The organism is Rhizobium anhuiense bv. trifolii (assembly GCF_024346605.1).
In the GTDB taxonomy this organism is placed as follows: domain Bacteria; phylum Pseudomonadota; class Alphaproteobacteria; order Rhizobiales; family Rhizobiaceae; genus Rhizobium; species Rhizobium anhuiense.
In genome coordinates this window covers 267,150-287,985 of sequence record NZ_CP098803.1, presented here as the reverse complement: position 1 = coordinate 287,985, position 20,836 = coordinate 267,150, and the positions used below count along the sequence as shown (strand labels likewise).

General features: G+C 61.1%; 22 protein-coding genes and 1 pseudogene. 17 read left to right on the top strand and 6 right to left on the bottom strand.

Annotated elements, in window-relative coordinates:
• Positions 1-54: 54 nt before the first annotated feature.
• From hslU to hslV, 3 genes and pseudogenes are all read right to left on the bottom strand, one after another.
• The gene (gene hslU / locus NE851_RS09990; protein ID WP_183905881.1) at positions 55-1,362 is read right to left on the bottom strand and encodes an ATP-dependent protease ATPase subunit HslU; all 1,308 of its coding nucleotides are present in this window, start codon (positions 1,360-1,362) and stop codon (positions 55-57) included.
• Positions 1,359-1,439, bottom strand: a pseudogene (locus tag NE851_RS35335) (GNAT family N-acetyltransferase); the annotation flags it as partial. The gene hslU and the pseudogene NE851_RS35335, both read right to left, overlap by 4 nt.
• Before the next feature lie 42 nt (positions 1,440-1,481).
• Complete coding sequence (hslV, locus tag NE851_RS09985) at positions 1,482-2,009, bottom strand: ATP-dependent protease subunit HslV (protein WP_004677140.1); 528 nt, start codon at positions 2,007-2,009, stop codon at positions 1,482-1,484.
• Positions 2,010-2,245: 236 nt separating this feature from the next.
• On the opposite strand from hslV, the gene hisB reads away from it, so the two are divergent.
• The 9 genes from hisB to coaA are packed head-to-tail and all read left to right on the top strand — an operon-like array spanning position 2,246 to position 7,679.
• Positions 2,246-2,854 (top strand): imidazoleglycerol-phosphate dehydratase HisB, encoded by a 609-nt coding sequence (gene hisB, locus NE851_RS09980; RefSeq protein ID WP_254960169.1) that lies wholly within the window; start codon positions 2,246-2,248, stop codon positions 2,852-2,854.
• Positions 2,855-2,876: 22 nt separating this feature from the next.
• Complete coding sequence (locus NE851_RS09975) at positions 2,877-3,362, top strand: DUF2628 domain-containing protein (protein WP_183905882.1); 486 nt, start codon at positions 2,877-2,879, stop codon at positions 3,360-3,362.
• Between the two features lie 2 nt (positions 3,363-3,364).
• Positions 3,365-4,015, top strand: a complete 651-nt coding sequence (gene hisH / locus NE851_RS09970; RefSeq protein WP_254960166.1) for an imidazole glycerol phosphate synthase subunit HisH — start codon at positions 3,365-3,367, stop codon at positions 4,013-4,015.
• A gap of 52 nt (positions 4,016-4,067) precedes the next feature.
• A complete protein-coding gene (locus NE851_RS09965) occupies positions 4,068-4,250 on the top strand; it encodes a hypothetical protein (RefSeq protein ID WP_063473904.1) in 183 nt (60 codons plus the stop codon).
• Positions 4,247-4,804: a hypothetical protein gene (locus tag NE851_RS09960; protein ID WP_127431163.1), complete on the top strand. Its 558-nt coding sequence runs from the start codon at positions 4,247-4,249 to the stop codon at positions 4,802-4,804. The genes NE851_RS09965 and NE851_RS09960 overlap by 4 nt, the downstream gene beginning before the upstream one ends.
• A gap of 6 nt (positions 4,805-4,810) precedes the next feature.
• Positions 4,811-5,557, top strand: a complete 747-nt coding sequence (hisA, locus tag NE851_RS09955) for a 1-(5-phosphoribosyl)-5-[(5-phosphoribosylamino)methylideneamino]imidazole-4-carboxamide isomerase (protein ID WP_047615984.1) — start codon at positions 4,811-4,813, stop codon at positions 5,555-5,557.
• Positions 5,558-6,346, top strand: a complete 789-nt coding sequence (gene hisF, locus NE851_RS09950) for an imidazole glycerol phosphate synthase subunit HisF (RefSeq protein ID WP_047615982.1) — start codon at positions 5,558-5,560, stop codon at positions 6,344-6,346. It begins immediately after the preceding gene.
• A gap of 17 nt (positions 6,347-6,363) precedes the next feature.
• Positions 6,364-6,687 (top strand): phosphoribosyl-ATP diphosphatase, encoded by a 324-nt coding sequence (locus NE851_RS09945; protein ID WP_017962659.1) that lies wholly within the window; start codon positions 6,364-6,366, stop codon positions 6,685-6,687.
• Complete coding sequence (gene coaA / locus NE851_RS09940) at positions 6,684-7,679, top strand: type I pantothenate kinase (protein WP_254960162.1); 996 nt, start codon at positions 6,684-6,686, stop codon at positions 7,677-7,679. The genes NE851_RS09945 and coaA overlap by 4 nt, the downstream gene beginning before the upstream one ends.
• 27 nt (positions 7,680-7,706) lie before the next feature.
• Here the strand turns inward: coaA and NE851_RS09935 are convergent, their stop codons facing one another.
• The 3 genes from NE851_RS09935 to NE851_RS09925 form a co-directional block, all read right to left on the bottom strand.
• A complete protein-coding gene (locus NE851_RS09935) occupies positions 7,707-8,318 on the bottom strand; it encodes an alpha-ketoglutarate-dependent dioxygenase AlkB family protein (protein ID WP_097544619.1) in 612 nt (203 codons plus the stop codon).
• Between the two features lies 1 nt (position 8,319).
• Positions 8,320-8,757, bottom strand: coding sequence for an alternative ribosome rescue aminoacyl-tRNA hydrolase ArfB (arfB, locus tag NE851_RS09930; RefSeq protein WP_047615978.1), 438 nt, complete (start codon positions 8,755-8,757; stop codon positions 8,320-8,322).
• A gap of 163 nt (positions 8,758-8,920) precedes the next feature.
• Positions 8,921-10,531 (bottom strand): phosphoenolpyruvate carboxykinase, encoded by a 1,611-nt coding sequence (locus NE851_RS09925; RefSeq protein ID WP_097544617.1) that lies wholly within the window; start codon positions 10,529-10,531, stop codon positions 8,921-8,923.
• Positions 10,532-10,869: 338 nt separating this feature from the next.
• On the opposite strand from NE851_RS09925, the gene NE851_RS09920 reads away from it, so the two are divergent.
• From NE851_RS09920 to tsaE, 8 genes are all read left to right on the top strand, one after another.
• On the top strand, positions 10,870-11,604 hold the full coding sequence (locus tag NE851_RS09920) for a response regulator transcription factor (protein ID WP_188947094.1): 735 nt from the start codon (positions 10,870-10,872) through the stop codon (positions 11,602-11,604).
• 177 nt (positions 11,605-11,781) lie between these two features.
• Entirely contained in the window at positions 11,782-13,572 is a 1,791-nt protein-coding gene (locus NE851_RS09915) for a sensor histidine kinase (protein WP_048338405.1), read from the top strand.
• Positions 13,569-14,018 (top strand): HPr kinase/phosphorylase, encoded by a 450-nt coding sequence (locus NE851_RS09910; RefSeq protein WP_047615973.1) that lies wholly within the window; start codon positions 13,569-13,571, stop codon positions 14,016-14,018. Before NE851_RS09915 ends, NE851_RS09910 begins: the two co-directional genes overlap by 4 nt.
• A gap of 150 nt (positions 14,019-14,168) precedes the next feature.
• Entirely contained in the window at positions 14,169-14,570 is a 402-nt protein-coding gene (locus tag NE851_RS09905; protein WP_003544139.1) for a PTS sugar transporter subunit IIA, read from the top strand.
• A gap of 9 nt (positions 14,571-14,579) precedes the next feature.
• Complete coding sequence (locus NE851_RS09900; protein ID WP_003544133.1) at positions 14,580-14,855, top strand: HPr family phosphocarrier protein; 276 nt, start codon at positions 14,580-14,582, stop codon at positions 14,853-14,855.
• Between the two features lie 274 nt (positions 14,856-15,129).
• On the top strand, positions 15,130-16,530 hold the full coding sequence (gene ahcY, locus NE851_RS09895; protein WP_047616091.1) for an adenosylhomocysteinase: 1,401 nt from the start codon (positions 15,130-15,132) through the stop codon (positions 16,528-16,530).
• A gap of 203 nt (positions 16,531-16,733) precedes the next feature.
• Complete coding sequence (locus tag NE851_RS09890; protein ID WP_063473899.1) at positions 16,734-19,319, top strand: sensor histidine kinase; 2,586 nt, start codon at positions 16,734-16,736, stop codon at positions 19,317-19,319.
• Positions 19,316-20,833: a tRNA (adenosine(37)-N6)-threonylcarbamoyltransferase complex ATPase subunit type 1 TsaE gene (tsaE, locus tag NE851_RS09885; protein WP_063473898.1), complete on the top strand. Its 1,518-nt coding sequence runs from the start codon at positions 19,316-19,318 to the stop codon at positions 20,831-20,833. The genes NE851_RS09890 and tsaE overlap by 4 nt, the downstream gene beginning before the upstream one ends.
• Positions 20,834-20,836 lie beyond the last annotated feature (3 nt).

Below are 20,836 nucleotides of genomic sequence, written 5' to 3'. Positions count from 1 at the left end.
GTTCGTCACAATCCGGTATTCACATCGGTAAAGACATGAACCGGTGCGCCGATATCACAGAATGAAGCGCGAGAGATCGGTATTCTGCGCGAGATCACCGACATGTTCGCGGACGTAGGCGGCATCGATCGTCACGGCCGTCCCGCCCCGATCCGGCGCGTTGTAGGAAATATCGTCCAGGACCCGCTCCATTACCGTCTGCAGGCGGCGGGCACCGATATTCTCGACGGAGGAATTCAAGTGCACGGCGACATCGGCAAGCGCGTCGATCGCGTCGTCGGTGAATTCGAGGCTCAGGCTTTCCGTTTCCATCAGCGCGCGGTACTGGCGGATGAGGCTCGCTTCGGTCTCTGTCAGGATCCGGCGGAAATCATCCTTGTTCAGCGGACGCAATTCGACACGGATCGGCAGGCGGCCCTGTAATTCCGGCAGGAGATCCGAGGGCTTGGAGACATGGAAGGCGCCAGAGGCAATGAAGAGGATATGGTCGGTCTTGACGGGCCCGTATTTGGTCGAGACGGTCGTGCCTTCGACGAGCGGCAGGAGGTCGCGCTGGACGCCTTCGCGCGAAACGCCCGCGCCCATGCCGCCGTCGCGGGCGGCGATCTTGTCGATTTCGTCGAGGAAGACGATACCGTCATTCTCGGTGGAGCGAACGGCCTCGCGCTGGATCACCTCATTGTCGATCAGCTTGTCGGATTCGTCGCGGATCAGATCGCTGTAGGAGGCCTTGACCGTCGTGCGGACTTTCTTGGTGCGGCCGCCCATCGCCTTGCCGAACATTTCCGACAGGTTCAAAACGCCGATATTGGCGCCCGGCATGCCGGGAATTTCAAAGCCGCCCATGCCGGTACCGGCATCGGCCACCTCGATATCGATTTCCTTGTCGTCGAGCTCGCCGTCCCTGAGCTTCTTGCGGAAGTTTTCGCGGGTGGCGGGCGACGCTGTCGTGCCGACCAGCGCATCGAGAACACGCTCCTCGGCGCTCACATGCGCCTTGGCCTGCACCTCGGCCCGCTTCTTCTCGCGCACCAGACCGATGCCGACCTCGACCAGATCGCGGATGATCTGCTCGACATCGCGGCCGACATAGCCGACTTCGGTGAACTTGGTGGCTTCCACCTTGATGAAGGGTGCGCCGGCGAGTTTTGCCAGGCGGCGCGAGATCTCGGTCTTGCCGACACCGGTCGGGCCGATCATCAGGATGTTCTTCGGCATGACTTCGTCGCGCAGGCTCGGGTCGAGCTGCTGGCGGCGCCAGCGGTTGCGCAGCGCGATCGCGACGGCGCGTTTGGCGTCATGCTGGCCGATGATGTAACGGTCGAGCTCGGAAACGATCTCGCGGGGGGAAAAAGTCGTCATTGGGTGTCATTCTCCTGGCGGTCCGGGGCCTTCAGCGGCGCCCGGCCGTAATTCGTCGTTGTTTCGCCAAGTCCTCGAAGGCTGTCTGGTCTAGGCCAAGCGCCTAGAAGGCATGCGGTTCAGCCTTCGACATCCAAGGATTCCACCACGATGTTGTGGTTTGTATAGACGCAGATGTCGGCAGCGATATCGAGGGCGCGGCGAGCGATCTCTTCAGCCGATTTGTCAGTATCCATGAGAGCGCGGGCAGCCGCGAAAGCAAAATTGCCGCCAGAACCGATCGCCGTCGTGCCATGCTCAGGCTCCAAGACGTCACCGTTGCCGGTGATCGCCAGCGTGATCGACTTGTCGGCGACGAGCATCATGGCTTCGAGATTACGCAGGTATTTGTCGGTGCGCCAGTCCTTGGCGAGCTCAACGGCGGCACGCATCAATTGGCCGGGATATTGCTCGAGCTTCTTTTCAAGCCTTTCGAGCAGGGTAAAGGCATCGGCCGTGGCGCCGGCGAAACCGGCGATCACCTCGCCCTTGCCGATGCGGCGCACCTTGCGGGCATTGCCCTTCATGACGGTCTGGCCGAGGCTCACCTGGCCGTCGCCTGCCATCACCACCTTGCCGCCTTTTCGAACTGTAATGATTGTTGTCATAAAACACCTGTCTGCCCATGACACGGGCGTTACGCCATTCGTTGATTTCGATCCGGATTCCGACTTCAGGGCAGTCAGGCCTAAAGTCATCCGGGCCAAGCCGTTACCGGCCCTGTTGAGCCCTATGTAAGTGGGCCGGAGCCGATTGCAAATGGGCCGGCTTTTCTCGTCCCCGGCTTCTGGATATTTCCAGATGCGCCTGATAAAGAACGGCCTTATTCCCGATGGAGGGCCATATGGCCGAGACCGTAACAAGCCGCACGGGCAGCGTTTCCCGCAAGACCAACGAAACCTCGATTTCCGTTTCCGTCAATCTCGACGGCACCGGCAAATCGTCGATTTCGACAGGCGTCGGCTTCTTCGACCATATGCTCGACCAGCTTTCGCGACACTCCCTCATCGACATAGAGATCGAAGCCAAGGGCGACCTGCATATCGACGACCACCACACGGTCGAGGATACGGGCATCGCCATCGGCCAGGCGATCTCAAAGGCGCTCGGCGACCGGCGCGGCATCACCCGTTACGCTTCGATCGATCTCGCCATGGACGAGACGATGACCAAGGCCGCGGTCGATCTGTCCGGCCGGCCGTTCCTCGTCTGGAACGTCGCCTTCAGCGCGCCGAAAATCGGCACGTTCGACACCGAACTCGTTCGCGAATTCTTCCAGGCGCTCGCCCAAAATGCCGGCATCACCTTGCATATTCTCAACCATTATGGCGCCAACAACCACCATATTGCCGAGACATGCTTCAAGGCCGTTGCCCGCGCATTGCGCACGGCGACAGAGATCGATCCGAGACAGGCGGGCCGCGTCCCTTCGACCAAGGGTACGCTCGTCTGAGCCCCTCAAGGGAGCGGCGACAATGACATCCAGCTATATTTTCCTGACACCGCCTGGCGGCTCGAGCGCCACGGTCAACGAGACGCGAACCATCCGTGACGGCTTCACGCTGCTCGGCTTCCTGTTTCCATGGGCTTGGCTGCTGGCGCATCGGCTGTGGCTGCATGCGGCCGCAGCCTTTCTGCTGCAGGGGATTGGCGGGGCGCTGACGGACGAACCGGGCCTCGGACCGGCGGGAGCGGCAATCATGCTTGGCGTGAATATGCTGGTCGGTCTCGAGGGCCAGAACTTCCGTATTCGCAGCCTTGCCGCCAAGGGCTGGAACGAAGACGCGCTCATTGCAGCCGATACGATCGGCATTGCCGAGCAGGTCTATTTCGCAGACAGGACGGGCGTCGCGGCGAGTGACGACACCGCGGCACCGGACTGGGACAACAAGGCCCGTTCGAACAGCCCGCACGGCCAAGCCACATCGCTTGGTCTCTTTGGTTTTGATGGAGGACGCTGACGATGCGCGTCGCGATTATCGACTACGGCTCCGGCAATCTGCGCTCGGCGACCAAGGCTTTCGAGCGAGCGGCCCGTGAGGCGGGTATCGATGCGCATATCAATCTCACCGACAAGGCGGAGGATGTTGCCGCGGCCGATCGCATCGTGCTTCCCGGCGTCGGCGCCTATGCCGATTGCCGGCGCGGCCTCGATGCCGTGCCTGGGATGGCCGAGGTGCTGATCGAGGCTGTCGAGAAGAAGGCACGGCCGTTCCTCGGCATTTGCGTCGGCATGCAGCTCATGTCCTCGCGCGGCCTCGAGAAGACCGTGACGCATGGTTTTAACTGGATTCCCGGTGACGTCATCGAAATGACTCCTGACGATCCTACGCTCAAGATCCCGCAGATCGGCTGGAACACGCTCGATCTGAAACGCGAACATCCGCTCTTCGACGGCATTCCCACCGGCTCGCAGGGGCTGCACGCCTATTTCGTGCATTCCTACCATCTTGCCGCCGAAAACGCTGAGGATGTCATCGCGACCGTCGACTATGGCGGCTCGATGACCGCTTTGGTCGGGCGCGACAACATGGTCGGGGCGCAGTTTCACCCGGAAAAGAGCCAGAAGCTCGGCCTGGCGCTGATCGCCAATTTCCTGCGCTGGAACCCGTAATACCGCCGCCTTATTTCCCCTTTATGGAAACGGCGGAACAGGAGTGCGCTCGATGCCGACTTCGCGGAAATCAGGCAAGGTGTTCTACACGCTGAGACCCTCCAGGGAAGGCCTGCCGCCCTTCTCGGATATTCGGCTTCCCGACGGAACGATCATTCGTCGTGTCGACGAAACCATCCATAAGAAAGCGCTCTCCAATGCGGCCAAGGTGTTGAAAGAAAGGCTGGACCGATGATCCATGAATTTCTTGCCGGCAACGAGAATTCGCTGCTGCGCGCCAACGGCATCAACGCCGGCGACGTCACTGAAGCGGTGCTGGAATTCTATATCGAGGGCGAGGATGACCTGATCGGCCTGCTTGCCTATGCACTCTACGAGCGGCAGAAGCGCGATTTCGTCCTCAGCCATCGCAAGCGCAACGCCGGCCGTTCGCCCAACGAGGCCGAGCTTGCCGCCGTCAGCAGCAACTATCTCTCCACCGACCTGCGCAACACGCTGCGCGATCGCGCCTCGCAGATCCTGTCGAGTTATGCCGAGACCTATGTGGAGGCGATGGAGGCTGAAATCCGGCTCACCGCCGTCAACAGCGAAGCACTGCACCGGGTGCGCGAAATCGAGAAATCGATGAAGAGGCGCCTCGGCTTCTGGCGCCAGGTCCGGGCCGGCTTTGCCGTCATCCTGCTCCTTCTTTTGCTTTTCGGCGCGGCCACCATTGCCGCTGTCTTTTTCCGCTCGGATATCGTAGATGCGTGGAATGCGCTGATGGTACCGACCACTCTACGGACGTAAGACGACATGATCCTTTTTCCCGCGATCGACCTGAAGGGCGGCCAATGCGTCCGCCTGAAGCTCGGCGACATGCAACAGGCGACGGTCTACAACACCGATCCGGCCGCCCAGGCGAGATCCTTCGAAGACCAGGGTTTCGAATGGCTGCATGTGGTCGATCTCGACGGCGCTTTCGCGGGACATTCGGCTAATGGCGATGCCGTCGAGGCGATCCTGAAGGCAACTGACAATCCGGTGCAGCTCGGCGGCGGCATCCGCACACTCGATCATATCGAGGCCTGGCTGTCGCGCGGGCTGCGGCGCGTCATTCTTGGCACCGTCGCGGTCAGAAATCCGGCTTTGGTCATCGAAGCCTGCCGGAAATTTCCTGGTCATGTCGCCGTCGGCATCGACGCCAAGGGCGGCAAAGTGGCCGTCGAGGGTTGGGCGGAGGCCTCCGAACTCGGCATCGTCGAGCTCGCCAGGAAATTCGAGGGCGCCGGCGTTAGCGCGATCATCTATACCGATATCGACCGCGACGGCATCCTGACCGGTATCAACTGGAGCTCGACGCTGGAGCTTGCCGATGCCGTCTCCATTCCCGTCATCGCCTCGGGCGGCCTTGCCTCGCTCGACGATGTCAGACGCATGCTGGAACCCGATGCACGCAAGCTGGAAGGGGCGATCTCGGGCCGTGCCCTTTATGACGGCCGTATCGATCCCAAGGAAGCGCTGGCGCTGATCAAAGCGGCCCGGGCGAAGGAGACCGCGTAAATGACCCTCAAGGCCCGTGTCATCCCCTGCCTCGACGTCAAGGACGGCCGCGTCGTCAAGGGTGTCAACTTCCTCAACCTCGTCGATGCCGGCGATCCCGTCGAAGCGGCGAAGGCCTATGATGCGGCCGGCGCCGACGAACTCTGCTTCCTCGACATCACCGCCTCCTCGGACAATCGCGAGACGATCTTCGATGTCGTGTCGCGCACGGCCGACCAATGCTTCATGCCGCTGACGGTCGGTGGCGGCGTGCGTGCTATCGCCGATATCCGCAAGCTTTTGCTGTGCGGCGCCGACAAGGTGTCGATCAATTCGGCAGCCGTCAGCAATCCCGACTTCGTCGCTGAAGCCGCCGACAAGTTCGGCGACCAGTGCATCGTCGTTTCGATCGACGCCAAGCGCCGGCGCACGCAGGCGGTCGGCGGCGACAATCTCAGCGCCTGGGAAATCTATACGCATGGCGGCCGCAACGCGACCGGCATCGATGCCGTCGAATTCGCCCAGAAGATGGTGGCGCGCGGCGCCGGCGAGTTGCTGGTCACCTCGATGGATCGCGACGGCACCAAGGTCGGCTACGATCTGGAACTGACGCGGGCGATCGCCGATGCGGTGCGTGTGCCGGTGATCGCGTCGGGCGGAGTCGGCGATCTCGACGATCTGGTCGCCGGGGTGAAGGAGGGCCATGCCAATGCCGTGCTCGCCGCGTCGATCTTCCATTTCGGCACCTATTCCGTCAGCGAGGCGAAGCACTATATGTCGAAGTGCGGCATCGACATGCGTCTCGACTGAACCTTGAAAGCGGACCTATGAGCGGATTTTCCCTTTCCGATCTCGAAAGCATTGTCGCAGAGCGGTCGAAAGCCTCGCCGGAGCAATCCTGGACAGCCAAGCTCGTGGCCGCCGGCCAGCCGAAAGCGGCAAAGAAGCTCGGCGAAGAAGCGATCGAAGCCGTGATGGCGGCGGTGACCGGCGACCGCGACAATCTGACCTATGAGGCCGCCGATGTGCTCTATCACCTATTGGTCGTATTGAAGATTGCTGAAATACCGTTAGAGAATGTCATGGCCGAACTCGAGCGCAGAACCGCGCAGTCCGGCCTCAAGGAAAAGGCCAGCCGGCAGAGTTCATGAGTATCGCGACTGAGATTATCGGGGTGCCGGAAACGTTGGATCACTTCCAGTCGGAATCCTATTCGCCCTACCACTTCTTCTCTTCCGAACAATGGGCGAAATTCCGCGCCGACACGCCGTTGACGCTGACTGGCGACGAGGTCAAACGGCTGCGTTCGATGGGCGATCCGATCGATCTCGACGAGGTCCGGCGCATCTATCTGTCACTGTCGCGGTTGCTTTCGGCGCATGTCGAATCCTCGCAGATGCTATTTGAACAGCGCAACCGCTTCCTCAGCCTGTCCGATGTGACGAAGACGCCCTTCGTCATCGGCATCGCCGGCTCGGTCGCGGTGGGCAAATCAACCACGGCCCGTATCCTCAAGGAGCTTCTGGGGCGCTGGCCTTCCAGCCCGAAGGTCGATCTCGTCACCACCGACGGCTTCCTCCATCCGAACGCCGTGCTGCAGCGGGAAAAGCTGATGCAGCGCAAGGGCTTTCCGGAAAGCTACGACACAGCGGCGATCCTGCGCTTCCTCTCGGCAATCAAGGCGGGGCAGCCGGATGTGAAGGCGCCCAGCTATTCGCACCTCGTCTACGACGTGCTGCCGGACGAATACAAGATCGTCGACCGGCCCGACATCCTGATCTTCGAGGGCATCAACGTGCTGCAATCGCGCGATCTGCCTGCCGGCGGCAAGATCGTACCGATGGTCTCCGACTTCTTCGACTTCTCGATCTATATTGATGCCGCGGAAGATCAGATCCACAATTGGTATGTGACGCGCTTCATGCGGCTGCGCGAGACAGCCTTCCGCAATCCGAATTCCTATTTCCATCGCTACGCCTCGATCAGCGACGCGGAAGCGCTTAATATCGCCGAGGATCTCTGGGCGAATATCAACCTGAAGAACCTGCGCCAGAACATTCTGCCGACGCGTCCGCGCGCCGATCTCATCCTGAAAAAGGGCAAGGATCATCTGATCGAACAGGTCGCGCTGCGAAAACTATAGCAGACGATTCTATTCCGAATATCAGCTTCAGGGATTGACGCGGCGCAGCGTCAGATTGATGCGGCCGCCATTTTTCAGGAGCGTCGACGTCGCCGGGTGAATGCGGTCGACGCCATGGAAACACAGTCTCCCCTCGCCGCCGAGCACGACCAGATCACCGCTCGAAAGCTTGAAAGATAGGGTACGGTCATTGCGGCTGAGACCGCCGACGCGAAAGAGGCAGCTGTTGCCGAGCGAAAGCGAGACAACCGGGGCCTTGAGATCCTGTTCGTCCTTATCCTGATGCAGGCCCATGCGCGCGTCGTCGGAATAGAAATTGACGAGGCAGGCTTCGGGCGGTTTGTCGTAACCGGCAACGTCATTCCAGATATCGAGCAGTTGCTGCGGCATATCAGGCCAGGGCCTGCCGGTCGCCGGATGCATCGGCTGGTAACGATAGCCGCGCTCCTTGTCCGTCACCCAGCCGAGCGGCCCGCAATTGGTCATGCGCACCGACATCGGTTTGCCGGTGCCGGGCATGGCGGGCACGTAAAGCGGCGCTTCGGCGACGACAGCGCGGATTACCTCGACCAATGCCTCCTGACGCGCGCGGTCGAGATAGCCGGGGAGATGGCGGATGCCGGTCAGGAGTACCGGCATGTCATTCACTACCGCCGGGGCGGCCGCGCATTTTCTTGACTTCCGAGCGGCCGGATTTTTCCTTCAGGCGGCGTTCGACCGAACCCTTGGTCGGTTTGGTCTTCTTGCGCGGCGGCGGCGGCGGCTTGGCGGCCTCCAATATCAGTTCCTTCAACCGGTCGCGCGCGTCCTCGCGGTTGCGGTCCTGGCTGCGAAAGCGGCTCGCCTCGATCATCAGCACGCCGTCCTTCGACAGACGCCGGCCGGAAAGCTTGATCGCGTTGGTTTTCACGCGATCATTGAGGGACGGCGAATTCGGAATGTTGAAGAACAGCTGGACCGCCGTCGAGACCTTGTTGACATTCTGCCCGCCGGGACCACCCGCCAGAACGAATTGTTCCGTCAGCTCCCATCCCGCGATGGTGATCCTGTCATCGATATAGAGCGCGTCGCTGGCCATGCGGCGTTCTATCTCACATCGACGATGAATTGAAAATATCGGCCGGCATCAAGGAAAACCCGGCAATCCTGCGATGCCGGGTTTCACGTGAGTCAGGGAGTCTGTTTAGCGCAATTCCGGACGCAAAACCGCTGCACACTTTTGCTGGAATTGCTTGCGCGCCTTATTCGGCGGCGACCTTCACGCCGGGGGCTGCATCGCGGACGCCGCCGTCGACGTGGTTTTCGAACTTGGCGAAGTTGGCAATGAACATCGAGACCAGCTTTTCGGCCTGCGCGTCATAGGCTGCCTTGTCGGCCCAGGTCGAGCGTGGATCGAGAATGCTGCCATCGACGCCGTTGACCGAGACCGGAACGGCGAAGCCAAAATTCGGATCCGCACGGAATTCGACATTGCCGAGTTCACCGGCCAGAGCGGCAGCGAGAAGCGCACGTGTCGCCTTGATCGGCATGCGCTTGCCGGTGCCATAGGCGCCGCCAGTCCAGCCGGTATTGACGAGCCAGCATTGCACACCATGACGGCTGATCAGCTCCTTGAGCAGATTGCCGTATTCGGCCGGATGCCGCGGCATGAACGGGGCGCCGAAACAGGTCGAGAAGGTCGCTTCCGGCTCGACGACACCCTTTTCGGTGCCGGCCACCTTGGCGGTGTAGCCGGAGAGGAAGTGATACATCGCCTGGTCGGGCGTCAATCGGGCGATCGGCGGCATCACGCCGAAGGCATCGGCGGTCAGCATGATGATCGTCTTCGGGTGCCCGGCGCGGCCCGTTTCCGAGGCGTTCGGGATGAAATCCATCGGATAGGCGCAACGGGTATTCTCGGTCAGCGACCCGTCGTCGAAATTCGGCTCGCGGCTTTCGTTGAGCACGACGTTTTCCAGTACAGTGCCGAAACGCTGCGTCGTCGCATAGATTTCCGGCTCGGCCTCGGCCGAGAGGCGGATGGTCTTGGCGTAGCAGCCGCCTTCGAAGTTGAAGATACCATTCTCGCTCCAGCCGTGTTCGTCGTCGCCGATCAGCGTCCGGGCCGGATCGGCCGAAAGCGTCGTCTTGCCCGTGCCGGAAAGGCCGAAGAAGACCGCCGCGTCACCGTCCGGGCCGACATTGGCCGAGCAGTGCATCGGCATCACGCCCTTGGCCGGCAGCAGGTAGTTGAGCACGGTGAAGACCGATTTCTTCATTTCGCCGGCATAGGACGTGCCGCCGATGAGGACGAGACCGTTGGTGAGATCGCAGGCGATCACCGTTTCCGAACGGCAGCCGTGGCGGGCCGGATCGGCCTTGAAGCTCGGCAGATCGATGATCGTCAGCTTCGGCACGAAGGTGGGGAGCGCTGCAGCGTCGGGGCGGATCAGCAGATTGCGGATGAACAGCGAATGCCAGGCGAATTCGGTGACGACGCGGGTCGGCAGGGCGTGGCCTTCCTCGGCACCGCCGACGAGGTCCTGGACGAAGAGTTCCTTGCCCGCGGCATGCGCCAGCATATCGTCGCGCAACAGGGCGAAATGTTCCGGCGAGAGCGGCTTGTTGTTGTCCCACCAGATCTCGCCATCGGTATTGGCATCGCGAACAACGAACTTGTCGCGCGGCGAACGGCCGGTGTGCTGGCCGGTGATAGCCCGCAGTGCACCTTGAGCGGTCAGTTCGGCTTCGCCCCGGCGGATCGCTTCTTCATAGAGCGCGGCGGCGGAAAAGTTGTAGCGAGCGCTGGCTGCGCCGCCCAATCCAACCGTTGCCAGCTCTGTTGCCGGGTTATGAACTCCGAACATTTCCATGGCTAGTTCCCTTCGCTCAGGCTCGTTGCCGTTAAAACTAAGCGCGAAAATACGGGCAGAAATTTTAAAACACAAGATGTAGAAATTGAGAAAGTGCAGTAATATCAAATATTTAATCGATTTAAATTTATGGCCTACATTTTAAATCGTTTTAAGGAGCCGCGTTTAAACATTTTGCCGCACCACTTAAGATTGCCGGCGAATTTTACGACAATCTTCCCCTTTATCTTTGCCACAATTTGTTCCACCTTTATCCTCCATAAGCGCATCCGGTCACTGAGACCGCCTGGGGAGAGCAAAATCCGGGAGATTGCGCACTGATGACGGAGACCAACACCATGCCGACAATCGCGCTCGTTGATGACGACCGCAACATCCTTACCTCTGTGTCGATCGCACTGGAGGCCGAAGGATACAAGGTCGAGACCTATACGGACGGTGCCTCGGCGCTCGACGGCCTTTTGGCGCGACCGCCACAGCTGGCGATCTTCGACATCAAGATGCCGCGCATGGACGGCATGGAACTGCTGCGCCGCCTGCGGCAGAAGTCGGATATTCCCGTCATCTTCCTCACTTCCAAGGATGAGGAGATCGACGAGCTGTTCGGCCTGAAGATGGGCGCCGACGATTTCATCACCAAGCCATTTTCGCAGCGCCTGCTGGTCGAGCGCGTGCGCGCCGTCCTGCGCCGCGCCTCCAGCCGTGAAGCCGCTGCCGCCGGCACCAGCCCCGCCGGCGCGCCGAAGGCCGGCGCGGTGCAGCAGGCCCGCTCACTGGAGCGCGGCCAGCTGGTCATGGACCAGGAACGCCATACCTGCACCTGGAAGGGTGAGGCCGTGACGCTGACGGTGACCGAATTCCTGATTCTGCATTCGCTGGCGCAGCGCCCCGGCGTCGTCAAAAGCCGCGACGCGCTGATGGACGCGGCCTATGACGAACAGGTCTATGTCGACGACCGGACCATCGACAGCCACATCAAGCGGCTGCGCAAGAAATTCAAGATGGTCGACACCGACTTTGATATGATTGAAACACTCTACGGAGTGGGATACCGCTTCCGCGAAGCAGCCTGAGCCTAAACGGCGCGGCGCGACTGCATAATTCCTTGGAGCCGATCCAAGAATAAAATATGCAGCGGTTCAAACTGTTGCAGCGCCTTTTGCGCGTCTGAAAAGACGCGCGGCGCTGTTGGAATTGTTGAGGGCAGCGGGCCGGCTCCATCCGGCCCCGCCCTTCGAAAGGGCCTGTCATTGGCACAGTTGGTGCAGGAAAGGGATCTGGACGATGCGGAGGGCGTGAGCACCCGTCGCGTCCGAGGCCGCCGTTGGTCGCACCCCTTCACGCTGATCCGCCGCATCTTCGGCAATGCCGTGTTTTCGAGCCTGACGCGGCGTATCCTGTTCTTCAATCTGGCCGCGCTGCTGGTGCTCGTCGGCGGCATTCTCTACCTCAACCAGTTTCGCGAGGGATTGATCGACGCCCGCGTCGAGAGCCTGTTGACGCAGGGCGAGATCATCGCCGGCGCCGTTTCGGCTTCCGCGTCGGTCGATACCAACTCGATCACCATCGATCCGCAGAAGCTGCTCGAGCTGCAGGCCGGTCAGAGCATCACCCCGGTGCCGAACGACGAGGACCTGGAATTCCCAATCGACCCCGAGAAGGTTGCCCCGGTGCTGCGCCGGCTGATCTCTCCGACGCGCACGCGCGCCCGCATCTTCGATGCCGACGCCAATCTGCTGCTCGATTCGCGCCATCTCTATTCGCGCGGGCAGGTGCTGCGCTTCGATCTGCCGCCGGTCGAAGAGGAGAAACAGACCTGGAGCGAGTGGTTCGCGACCCTGTTCAACAAGGCGTTGCAGCCCGGCAATCTGCCGGTCTACAAAGAGGCGCCGGGTGGCGACGGCTCGATCTATCCCGAGGTGATGAACGCGCTGACCGGCGTGCGCGGGGCGGTCGTGCGCACGACCGAAAAAGGCGAGCTCATCGTTTCCGTCGCCGTGCCGATCCAGCGCTTCCGCGCCGTGCTCGGCGTGCTGCTGCTGTCGACACAGGCGGGCGACATCGACAATATCGTTCATGCCGAGCGGCTTGCCATCATGCGCGTCTTCGGCGTCGCGACGCTCGTCAACGTGCTGCTTTCGCTGGTGTTGTCCTCGACGATCGCCAATCCGCTGCGCCGCCTTTCGGCCGCCGCCATCCGTGTGCGCCGCGGCGCCAAGGCGCGTGAGGAGATCCCCGACTTCTCCGCCCGCCAGGATGAAATCGGCAATCTTTCCATCGCCTTGCGCGAAATGACGACGGCGCTCTACGACCGCATCGATGCGATCGAGAGTTTCGCGGCCGATGTCAGCCACGAGCTCAAGAATCCGCTGACATCGCTGCGCAGCGCTGTCGAAACGCTGCCGCTCGCCCGCTCCGACGATTCCAAGAAGCGGCTGATGGATGTCATCCAGCACGACGTCCGCCGTCTCGACCGGCTGATCAGCGATATCTCCGACGCCTCCCGCCTCGATGCCGAACTCGCCCGCGTCGATGCCGGCTCCGTCGACATGGAGGTGCTGCTGCGCGACCTGATCGAGGTTTCGCGCCAGGTCCGGAGCAGCAAGAAGCAGGTGGAGATCGAATATGCGATCGAACGCAAGCCGAACGTCAAGACCCGCTTCGTGGTCAACGGCCACGATCTGCGCATCGGCCAGATCATCGCCAACCTGATCGAGAACGCCCGCTCTTTCGTTCCGGAAAAGGGCGGCAAGATTATCGTGCGGCTGGTGCGGACACGTTCGCGCTGCGTCACGACGATCGAAGACAATGGTCCCGGCATCCAGGCGGAAAATATCGACCGTATCTTCGAGCGTTTCTATACGGACCGTCCGGAATCGGAAGGCTTCGGCCAGAATTCGGGCCTCGGCCTTTCGATCAGCCGCCAGATCGCCGAAGCCCATGGCGGTTCGCTGAGAGCCGAAAACATTACCGATTCCGAAGGCGGACATGTGCTCGGCGCGCGCTTCATCCTCTCTTTGCCCGTCGACGCCGCCGCATGACCGACGCTCTGAACATTCATGCGACGGCGATCGTCGTCGGCAGAACGGGGCTCTTGTTCAGCGGCCCTTCCGGCTGGGGCAAATCGATGCTGGCCTTCACCTGCATGACCGAGGCGCGCCGGCTCGGGCTTTTCACGGCACTGGTCGCCGACGACCAGGTGCTTTTGTCGGGAGAGGCCGGCACGGTCATCGCCACATGTCCACCGTCGATCGCCGGGCTGATCGAGCTTCGCGGCACCGGCATCGTTCAGCAGGATCATATTCCGAGCGCAGCCATGCATTATGCCGTGCTTCCGGCCACCGCTTCCGGTGAATACCGCCTGCCCCCCGAAGGCGAAACCGTCAGCCTTGCGGCCGGATTTTCGCTTCCCGCATTGCGGTTGCTCACAGGTGTTTCCGCACCGCTTGCGATCCTGATGGCGAAAGCACCCGATATCGGGCATTGAAGCCTTCCGGATTGGTCAATCTGCCTTATATATTCGCATTTTTATCTTGCACTTCGGCTTTTCATAGCCAAGATGTGCCCCCACCGGTGGACGTAATTGCTGCATTGCGATATTGGGGCCACCGATTGCGTATATGGGAGCAGTAATATCATGATCGGACTTGTGCTTGTCACTCATGGCAAGCTGGCTGAAGAGTTTCGTCATGCTGTCGAGCACGTCGTCGGTCCTCAGAAATTCATCGAGACGGTCTGCATTGGCCCCGAAGACGACATGGACCAGAGACGGCAAGACATTCTGGAAGCCGTTTCCGGTGCCGATGACGGCCATGGCGTCGTCATCCTGACTGATATGTTCGGCGGCACGCCGTCCAATCTCGCCATATCAGTGATGAGCAGCGGCCATACCGAAGTCATTGCCGGCGTCAACCTGCCGATGCTGATCAAGCTTGCCGGCGTACGCGGCGAGAACAACATGGAGAAGGCCCTGGTGGAGGCTTCCGAAGCCGGGCGGAAATATATCAATGTCGCGAGCCGTGTGCTCAGCGGAAAATAACGGGCCTTCATGACATCGCTCTCCCGGGAACTCCTGATCATCAACAAGCGCGGTCTTCACGCGCGCGCCTCCGCCAAATTCGTGCAGATGGTCGAAACCTTCGATGCAGCCATCACCGTTTCCAAAGATGGAATGACGGTTGGCGGCACTTCCATCATGGGCCTGATGATGCTTGCGGCCAGCCCCGGCTCTAGCGTCGTCGTCTCGGCGAGCGGCAGTCAGGCCGAGGAAGCCCTGGAGGCGCTGGATCAACTGATCCAGAACAGGTTCGGCGAAGAAATGTGAGCTCCGGCCGAGCTCATATAAACATATAAAGACTTCTTTATATCCTTATTGCCATCTCAGACGAAGCCTGCTAAACGGCGACATGCCGTGCGCTAACGCGCGTTCGCATCGAACTTGGTTCATGCAATGCACTTTAGCTCTTCGTCGTTATGCCTGTCGTTGTCCCGGAACCGCTGCACTTCCAGGCGACATGCATGAGCACGCGGCCCATCCGTCGCGCGGTCATCTTCGCGCCTGCGCCAATTTTGAGACGTTTTTCAGCCTGGAGACCTCTATGAGCACTGAAAAAGATTATGTCGTCGCCGATATCGGGCTTGCGGACTTCGGCCGCAAGGAAATTACGATCGCCGAAACCGAAATGCCGGGGCTGATGTCCTGCCGCACCGAATTCGGCCAGGCAAAGCCGCTGAAGGGCGCGCGCATCACCGGCTCGCTGCATATGACCATCCAGACGGCCGTGCTCATCGAAACGCTGGTCGCGCTCGGCGCCGAAGTCCGCTGGGCCTCGTGCAACATCTTCTCGACGCAGGATCATGCCGCTGCCGCGATCGCCGCTGCCGGTGTTCCGGTCTTCGCCATCAAGGGCGAGTCGCTCGAAGACTACTGGGTGTATACCGACAAGATCTTCCAGTGGGCCGATGGCGGCCTTTCCAACATGATCCTCGATGACGGCGGCGACGCCACTATGTATATCCTGCTCGGCGCCCGCGCCGAAGCCGGCGAGGACGTGCTGTCCCATCCGCATTCCGAAGAAGAGGAAATCCTCTTCGCGCAGATCAAGAAGCGCCTTGCCGCTTCGCCGGGCTGGTTCACCAAGCAGCGTGATGCCATCAAGGGCGTTACCGAAGAAACCACGACGGGCGTCAATCGCCTTTACCAGCTCAGCCAGAAGGGCCTGCTGCCCTTCCCGGCCATCAACGTCAACGACTCCGTCACCAAGTCGAAGTTCGACAACAAGTATGGCTGCAAGGAATCGCTGGTCGATGGTATCCGCCGCGGCACCGACGTGATGATGGCCGGCAAGGTTGCCGTCGTCTGCGGTTACGGCGACGTCGGCAAGGGTTCTGCCGCATCGCTTTCCGGTGCCGGCGCCCGCGTCAAGGTGACCGAAGCCGATCCGATCTGCGCCCTGCAGGCCGCCATGGATGGTTATGAAGTCGTCCTGCTCGAGGACGTCGTTTCCTCGGCCGATATCTTCATCACCACCACGGGCAATAAGGATGTCATCCGCATCGACCATATGCGTCAGATGAAGGATATGGCGATCGTCGGCAACATCGGTCACTTCGACAACGAAATCGAAGTCGCTGCGCTGCGCAATCTCAAGTGGACCAACGTCAAGCCGCAGGTCGACCTGATCGAATTCCCCAAGGGCAACCGGATCATCCTTCTTTCCGAAGGCCGCCTGCTCAATCTCGGCAACGCCACCGGCCATCCGTCCTTCGTGATGTCGGCTTCCTTCACCAACCAGACGCTGGCGCAGATCGAGCTCTTCACCAAGCCCGACCAGTATTCCAACAAGGTCTATATCCTGCCTAAGCATCTCGATGAAAAGGTCGCGCGCCTGCATCTCGACAAGCTCGGCGTGAAGCTGACCGAGCTTTCCGAGGAACAGGCTGCCTATATCGGCGTCTCGCCGAAGGGCCCGTTCAAGTCCGACCACTACAGATATTGATCCGACCGTTAATATCCACAAGATGTAGAAGCCGCGGCATTGACAAATGTCGCGGCTTATTTTTTGGACGCTCCCTTCCCGCCGATTCCCTTCCGAAGTATTGTTTTAAGACTTGATTCGTGGCGCCGGACCCCGTCCGACCGCTGCGAAAATGGGATGTCTTGTCGTAATGCGGCACATTGAAGGACGGAGACATACCGCGGATGTCGGAAATGAAAAGCAGCCTGCCCGGTCAGGCGGATGATGGCGCTTGCGCCGGTCGCCGCCCGCTCATGGCAGGCCAAGGATATAAATCTGCAACGGCACACGAGGCCGCAAAGCAAGAGCATGGACCATTGGCGCGCTTCCTGAAAACCTGCGCGGCCGGTACCGCGCTTGCCGCGTTGGCGCGGCCGGTTCTGGCACAGACGGAGCAGCAGGCGGCGGCCTCGGCCCACCTCTTCACATCCTCGCAAGTCGTCGGCGTTTCCGTCGTCATCGGCGTCATATCGGCGGCACTGCTTTCGACGCTGTGGCTCGTGCGCCAGCGCGGCAATCTGGAAAACGAGAGCCGGGAAATCCGCTCGGCACTCTCTGACGCCCAGCAGCGCATTTCCCAATACCAGGCTCTGATCGCCGACAAGAATCGGCGGATCGTCATCTGGGACGGCAATGCCCGCCCTGAACTGCTCGGCCAGCTTCCGCCCGAGACCGGCGCGCCGCAGGACGGCGAATTCCTGGCCTTCGGCCTGTGGCTGAAGTCACGTTCGGCCTCCGAACTGGAAAAGGCGATCGATCGGCTGCGCGACGAGGCACAGAGCTTCGACATGGTGGTCGAAACCATCCGCGACGAAATCCTCGAGGCGCAGGGCCGGGTTTCCGGCGGGCGTGCCTTCGTCCGTTTCGTGGCGCTTAACAATTTGCGCGCCGAACTCGCAGAGCTCAGGATCGAGCGCGACCGGCTGATGACCTCGATCTCGGCCTTCCAGACCATGCTCGACGCGATCGACATGCCGGCTTGGCAGCGCGACCCGGTGGGGCGCCTCACCTGGGTCAACCAGGCTTATGGCGAGGCGGTCGAAGCGCGCTCGCCGCAGCAGGCGATCAATGAAGGCCGCGAGATGCTGACGACCGTGGCGCGCGAACGCATTCGCGCGACGACGACGCCGGAATCGCCCTTCCACGACACGATCTCGACGGTCGTGCGCGGCAACCGCACATTCTTCGACGTCGTCGACGTCAGGGTTCCCGGCGGCTCGGCCGGCATCGCGATCGATGTGTCCGACATAGAGGCCGTGCGCGCCGAATTGGAGCGGACGCTGAAAAGCCATGCCGAGACGCTCGATCATCTTGCCACTCCCGTTGCCATTTTCGACGGCGACCGCCGCCTGCAATTCTACAACCAGGCCTTCGTGGCGCTCTGGCAGCTCGATATCGCCTTCCTCGAAGGCCGGCCTGACAACAGCGAGTTGCTCGAGCGGCTGCGGGCAGCGAAGAAACTGCCGGACCAGCTCAACTGGAAAAGCTGGAAGGAAACCGCGCTTTCCGTCTATCGCGCGCTCGACACGCAATCCGATCTCTGGCACCTGCCGAACGGGCAGACGCTGCGCGTCTTCGCGACCGCCCATCCGCAGGGCGGCGCCACCTGGGTGTTCGAAAACCTGACCGAACAGGTCGATCTCGAAACGCGCTACAACACGCTGGTCAAGGTGCAGGGCGAAACGATCGACCATCTTTCCGAAGGTGTGGCGGTGTTTGGCCCTGACGGACGCATCCGCCTTTCGAACCCTGCCTTCCGCGCGCTCTGGGGGATCACGGAAACCGAAGCCAAGCCCGGCACCCATATCCGTGCGCTCGGCGAGGCCTGCGCGCCGTCTTATGACCGGCCGGATGGCTGGAAGGCCTTCGCCGAACTGATCACCAGCTTCGACGACGAACGCCGCTCGGGCCAGGGGACGCTGGAGCTCTTCTCCGGCCTCGTGCTCGACTACGCCGTCATCCCGCTGCCGAACGCCCAGACCATGCTGACCTTCGTCAACATGACCGACAGCGTGCGAGCCGAGCGCGCGCTGACCGAGAAGAACGAAGCATTGCGCAAGGCCGACGAGTTGAAGAACGACTTCGTCCAGCACGTGTCCTACGAGCTGCGTTCGCCGTTGACCAACATCATCGGCTTCACCGATCTCCTGCGCACGCCGGGCGTCGGCCCGCTGACCGAACGGCAGGCCGAATATATCGACCACATCTCGACCTCGTCCTCCGTTCTCTTGACGCTGGTCAACGATATTCTTGACCTTGCGACCGTCGATGCCGGCATCATGCGCCTCAACTATGCGGATATTGATCTCAACGATCTGCTCGACGACGTGTCGATGCAGATCGCCGATCGTCTCCAGGAAAGCGGCGTCGCACTCGAAATCACCGCACCCGCCTATCTCGGCTCGATCGTTGCCGATCCGCAGCGGCTGAAACAGATCCTGCTGAAGCTGCTTTCCAATGCGGCGAATTTCTCGCCCGAAGGCAGCTCGATCTCGCTGGAATGCCATCGCGACGGCACGGATTTCGTCTTCTCCGTCAGCGATCGCGGCCCGGGCATCTCGCCTGACATGATCGCCACCGTCTTCGACCGTTTCGCGACGGGAGCGAAAAGCGGCAAACGCGGCGGCGCCGGCCTCGGCCTTTCGATCGTCGACAGCTTCGTCAGCCTGCATCATGGCGACGTGACGATCGACAGCGAACCCGGCAATGGTACGACCGTCGTCTGCCGTATTCCCTCGGTCGATGTACCGCATTCCGCCGCCGCCGAATGACGACCGGCGATGCAATCTCGCTTTTTCTGGAAGACGAGGCGGCCACCCTCCGCCTCGGCGAAGATTTGGCGCTGGCCCTGAAAGCCGGTGACTGCCTTGCTCTTTCCGGCGATCTCGGCGCGGGGAAATCCTCGCTCGCCCGCGCGATCCTGCGCGCCATCGCCGATGACGAGGAGCTCGAAGTCCCGAGCCCGACCTTCACGCTGGTGCAATCCTACGACCTGCGCATCCCCGTTTCTCACTTCGATCTCTACCGGCTTGGCGATCCGGCCGAACTGATGGAACTGGGCTTCGACGAGGCTCTGCAAAACGGCATCTGTCTCGTCGAATGGCCTGAGATGGCCGAGAGCGAACTGCCTGCGGAGCGCATCGCGCTGACGCTGGAACATGAAGGTAATGGCCGCCGGGCGACAATCAGAGCTACCGGTGCACAAAATTCACGCATCCGTCGTGTCCTGTCGATTCGCGATTTCCTTGACGATGCTGGTTATCCCGAAGCGAGGCGTCGCTTCCTGACCGGCGATGCCTCGCTACGTGCCTATGAGGCGATCTATCCGAAGGCCGAAAACCAGCGCGTCATCCTGATGGACTGGCCGCCGCTTGCCGAAGGACCGCCGGTTCTCGACGGCAAACCCTATCCCAAAGTCGCGCATCTCGCCGAAAACGCCTATCCCTTCGTGGCGATCGCCGATGTGCTGCGCAAGGACGGCTTTGCGGCGCCCGAGATCTACAAGGTGGATTATAACAAGGGTATCCTGCTGATCGAAGATCTCGGCAGCGACGGCGTTCTGGATGCCCGGGGCCAGCCTATTGTCGAACGCTATCGCGAAAGCGTTGCCTGCCTTGCCAAACTGCACGCCCTGAAATTTCCGCAGGACATCCCTGTTGGAAAGGCGCATGTCCATCATATCCCTGATTTCGACCGCACGGCGATGAAGATGGAGGTGCGGCTGGTGCTCGACTGGCACCTGCCCTGGAAGCGTCAGGGAGCACCGGCAACGGAAGAAGAGCGGGCGGATTATCTGGCGATCTGGGATAGGCTCATCGATGAGCTTGCATCGGCCGAGAACAATCTGCTACTGCGCGACTTCCACTCGCCGAATATCATCTGGCGACCGCAGGCGAAGGGCATCCAACGGATCGGCCTCATCGATTTCCAGGACGCCATGATCGGCCCCACGGCCTATGATCTCGCCTCGATCGTCCAGGATGCGCGTGTGACGATCGAGCCGGATCTCTTCCGGCAATTGATGGCTGATTATCTGACGCTTCGCCACGCACAGGGCGGTTTCGACGAAACCGGATTCATGAAGGCCTGGGCGATCATGTCGGCGCAACGCAATTGCAAGCTTGCCGGCCTCTGGGTGCGGCTGTTGCAGCGCGACGGCAAGCCGGGTTATCTGAAACACATGCCGCGCACGCTCGCCTATCTGAATGTCGCGCTCGAGCATGAAACGCTTGCCCCCTTGCGCGATTGGTGCGCAAGGGCTGGAATAGGCCAGAGCGAATCATAAGTT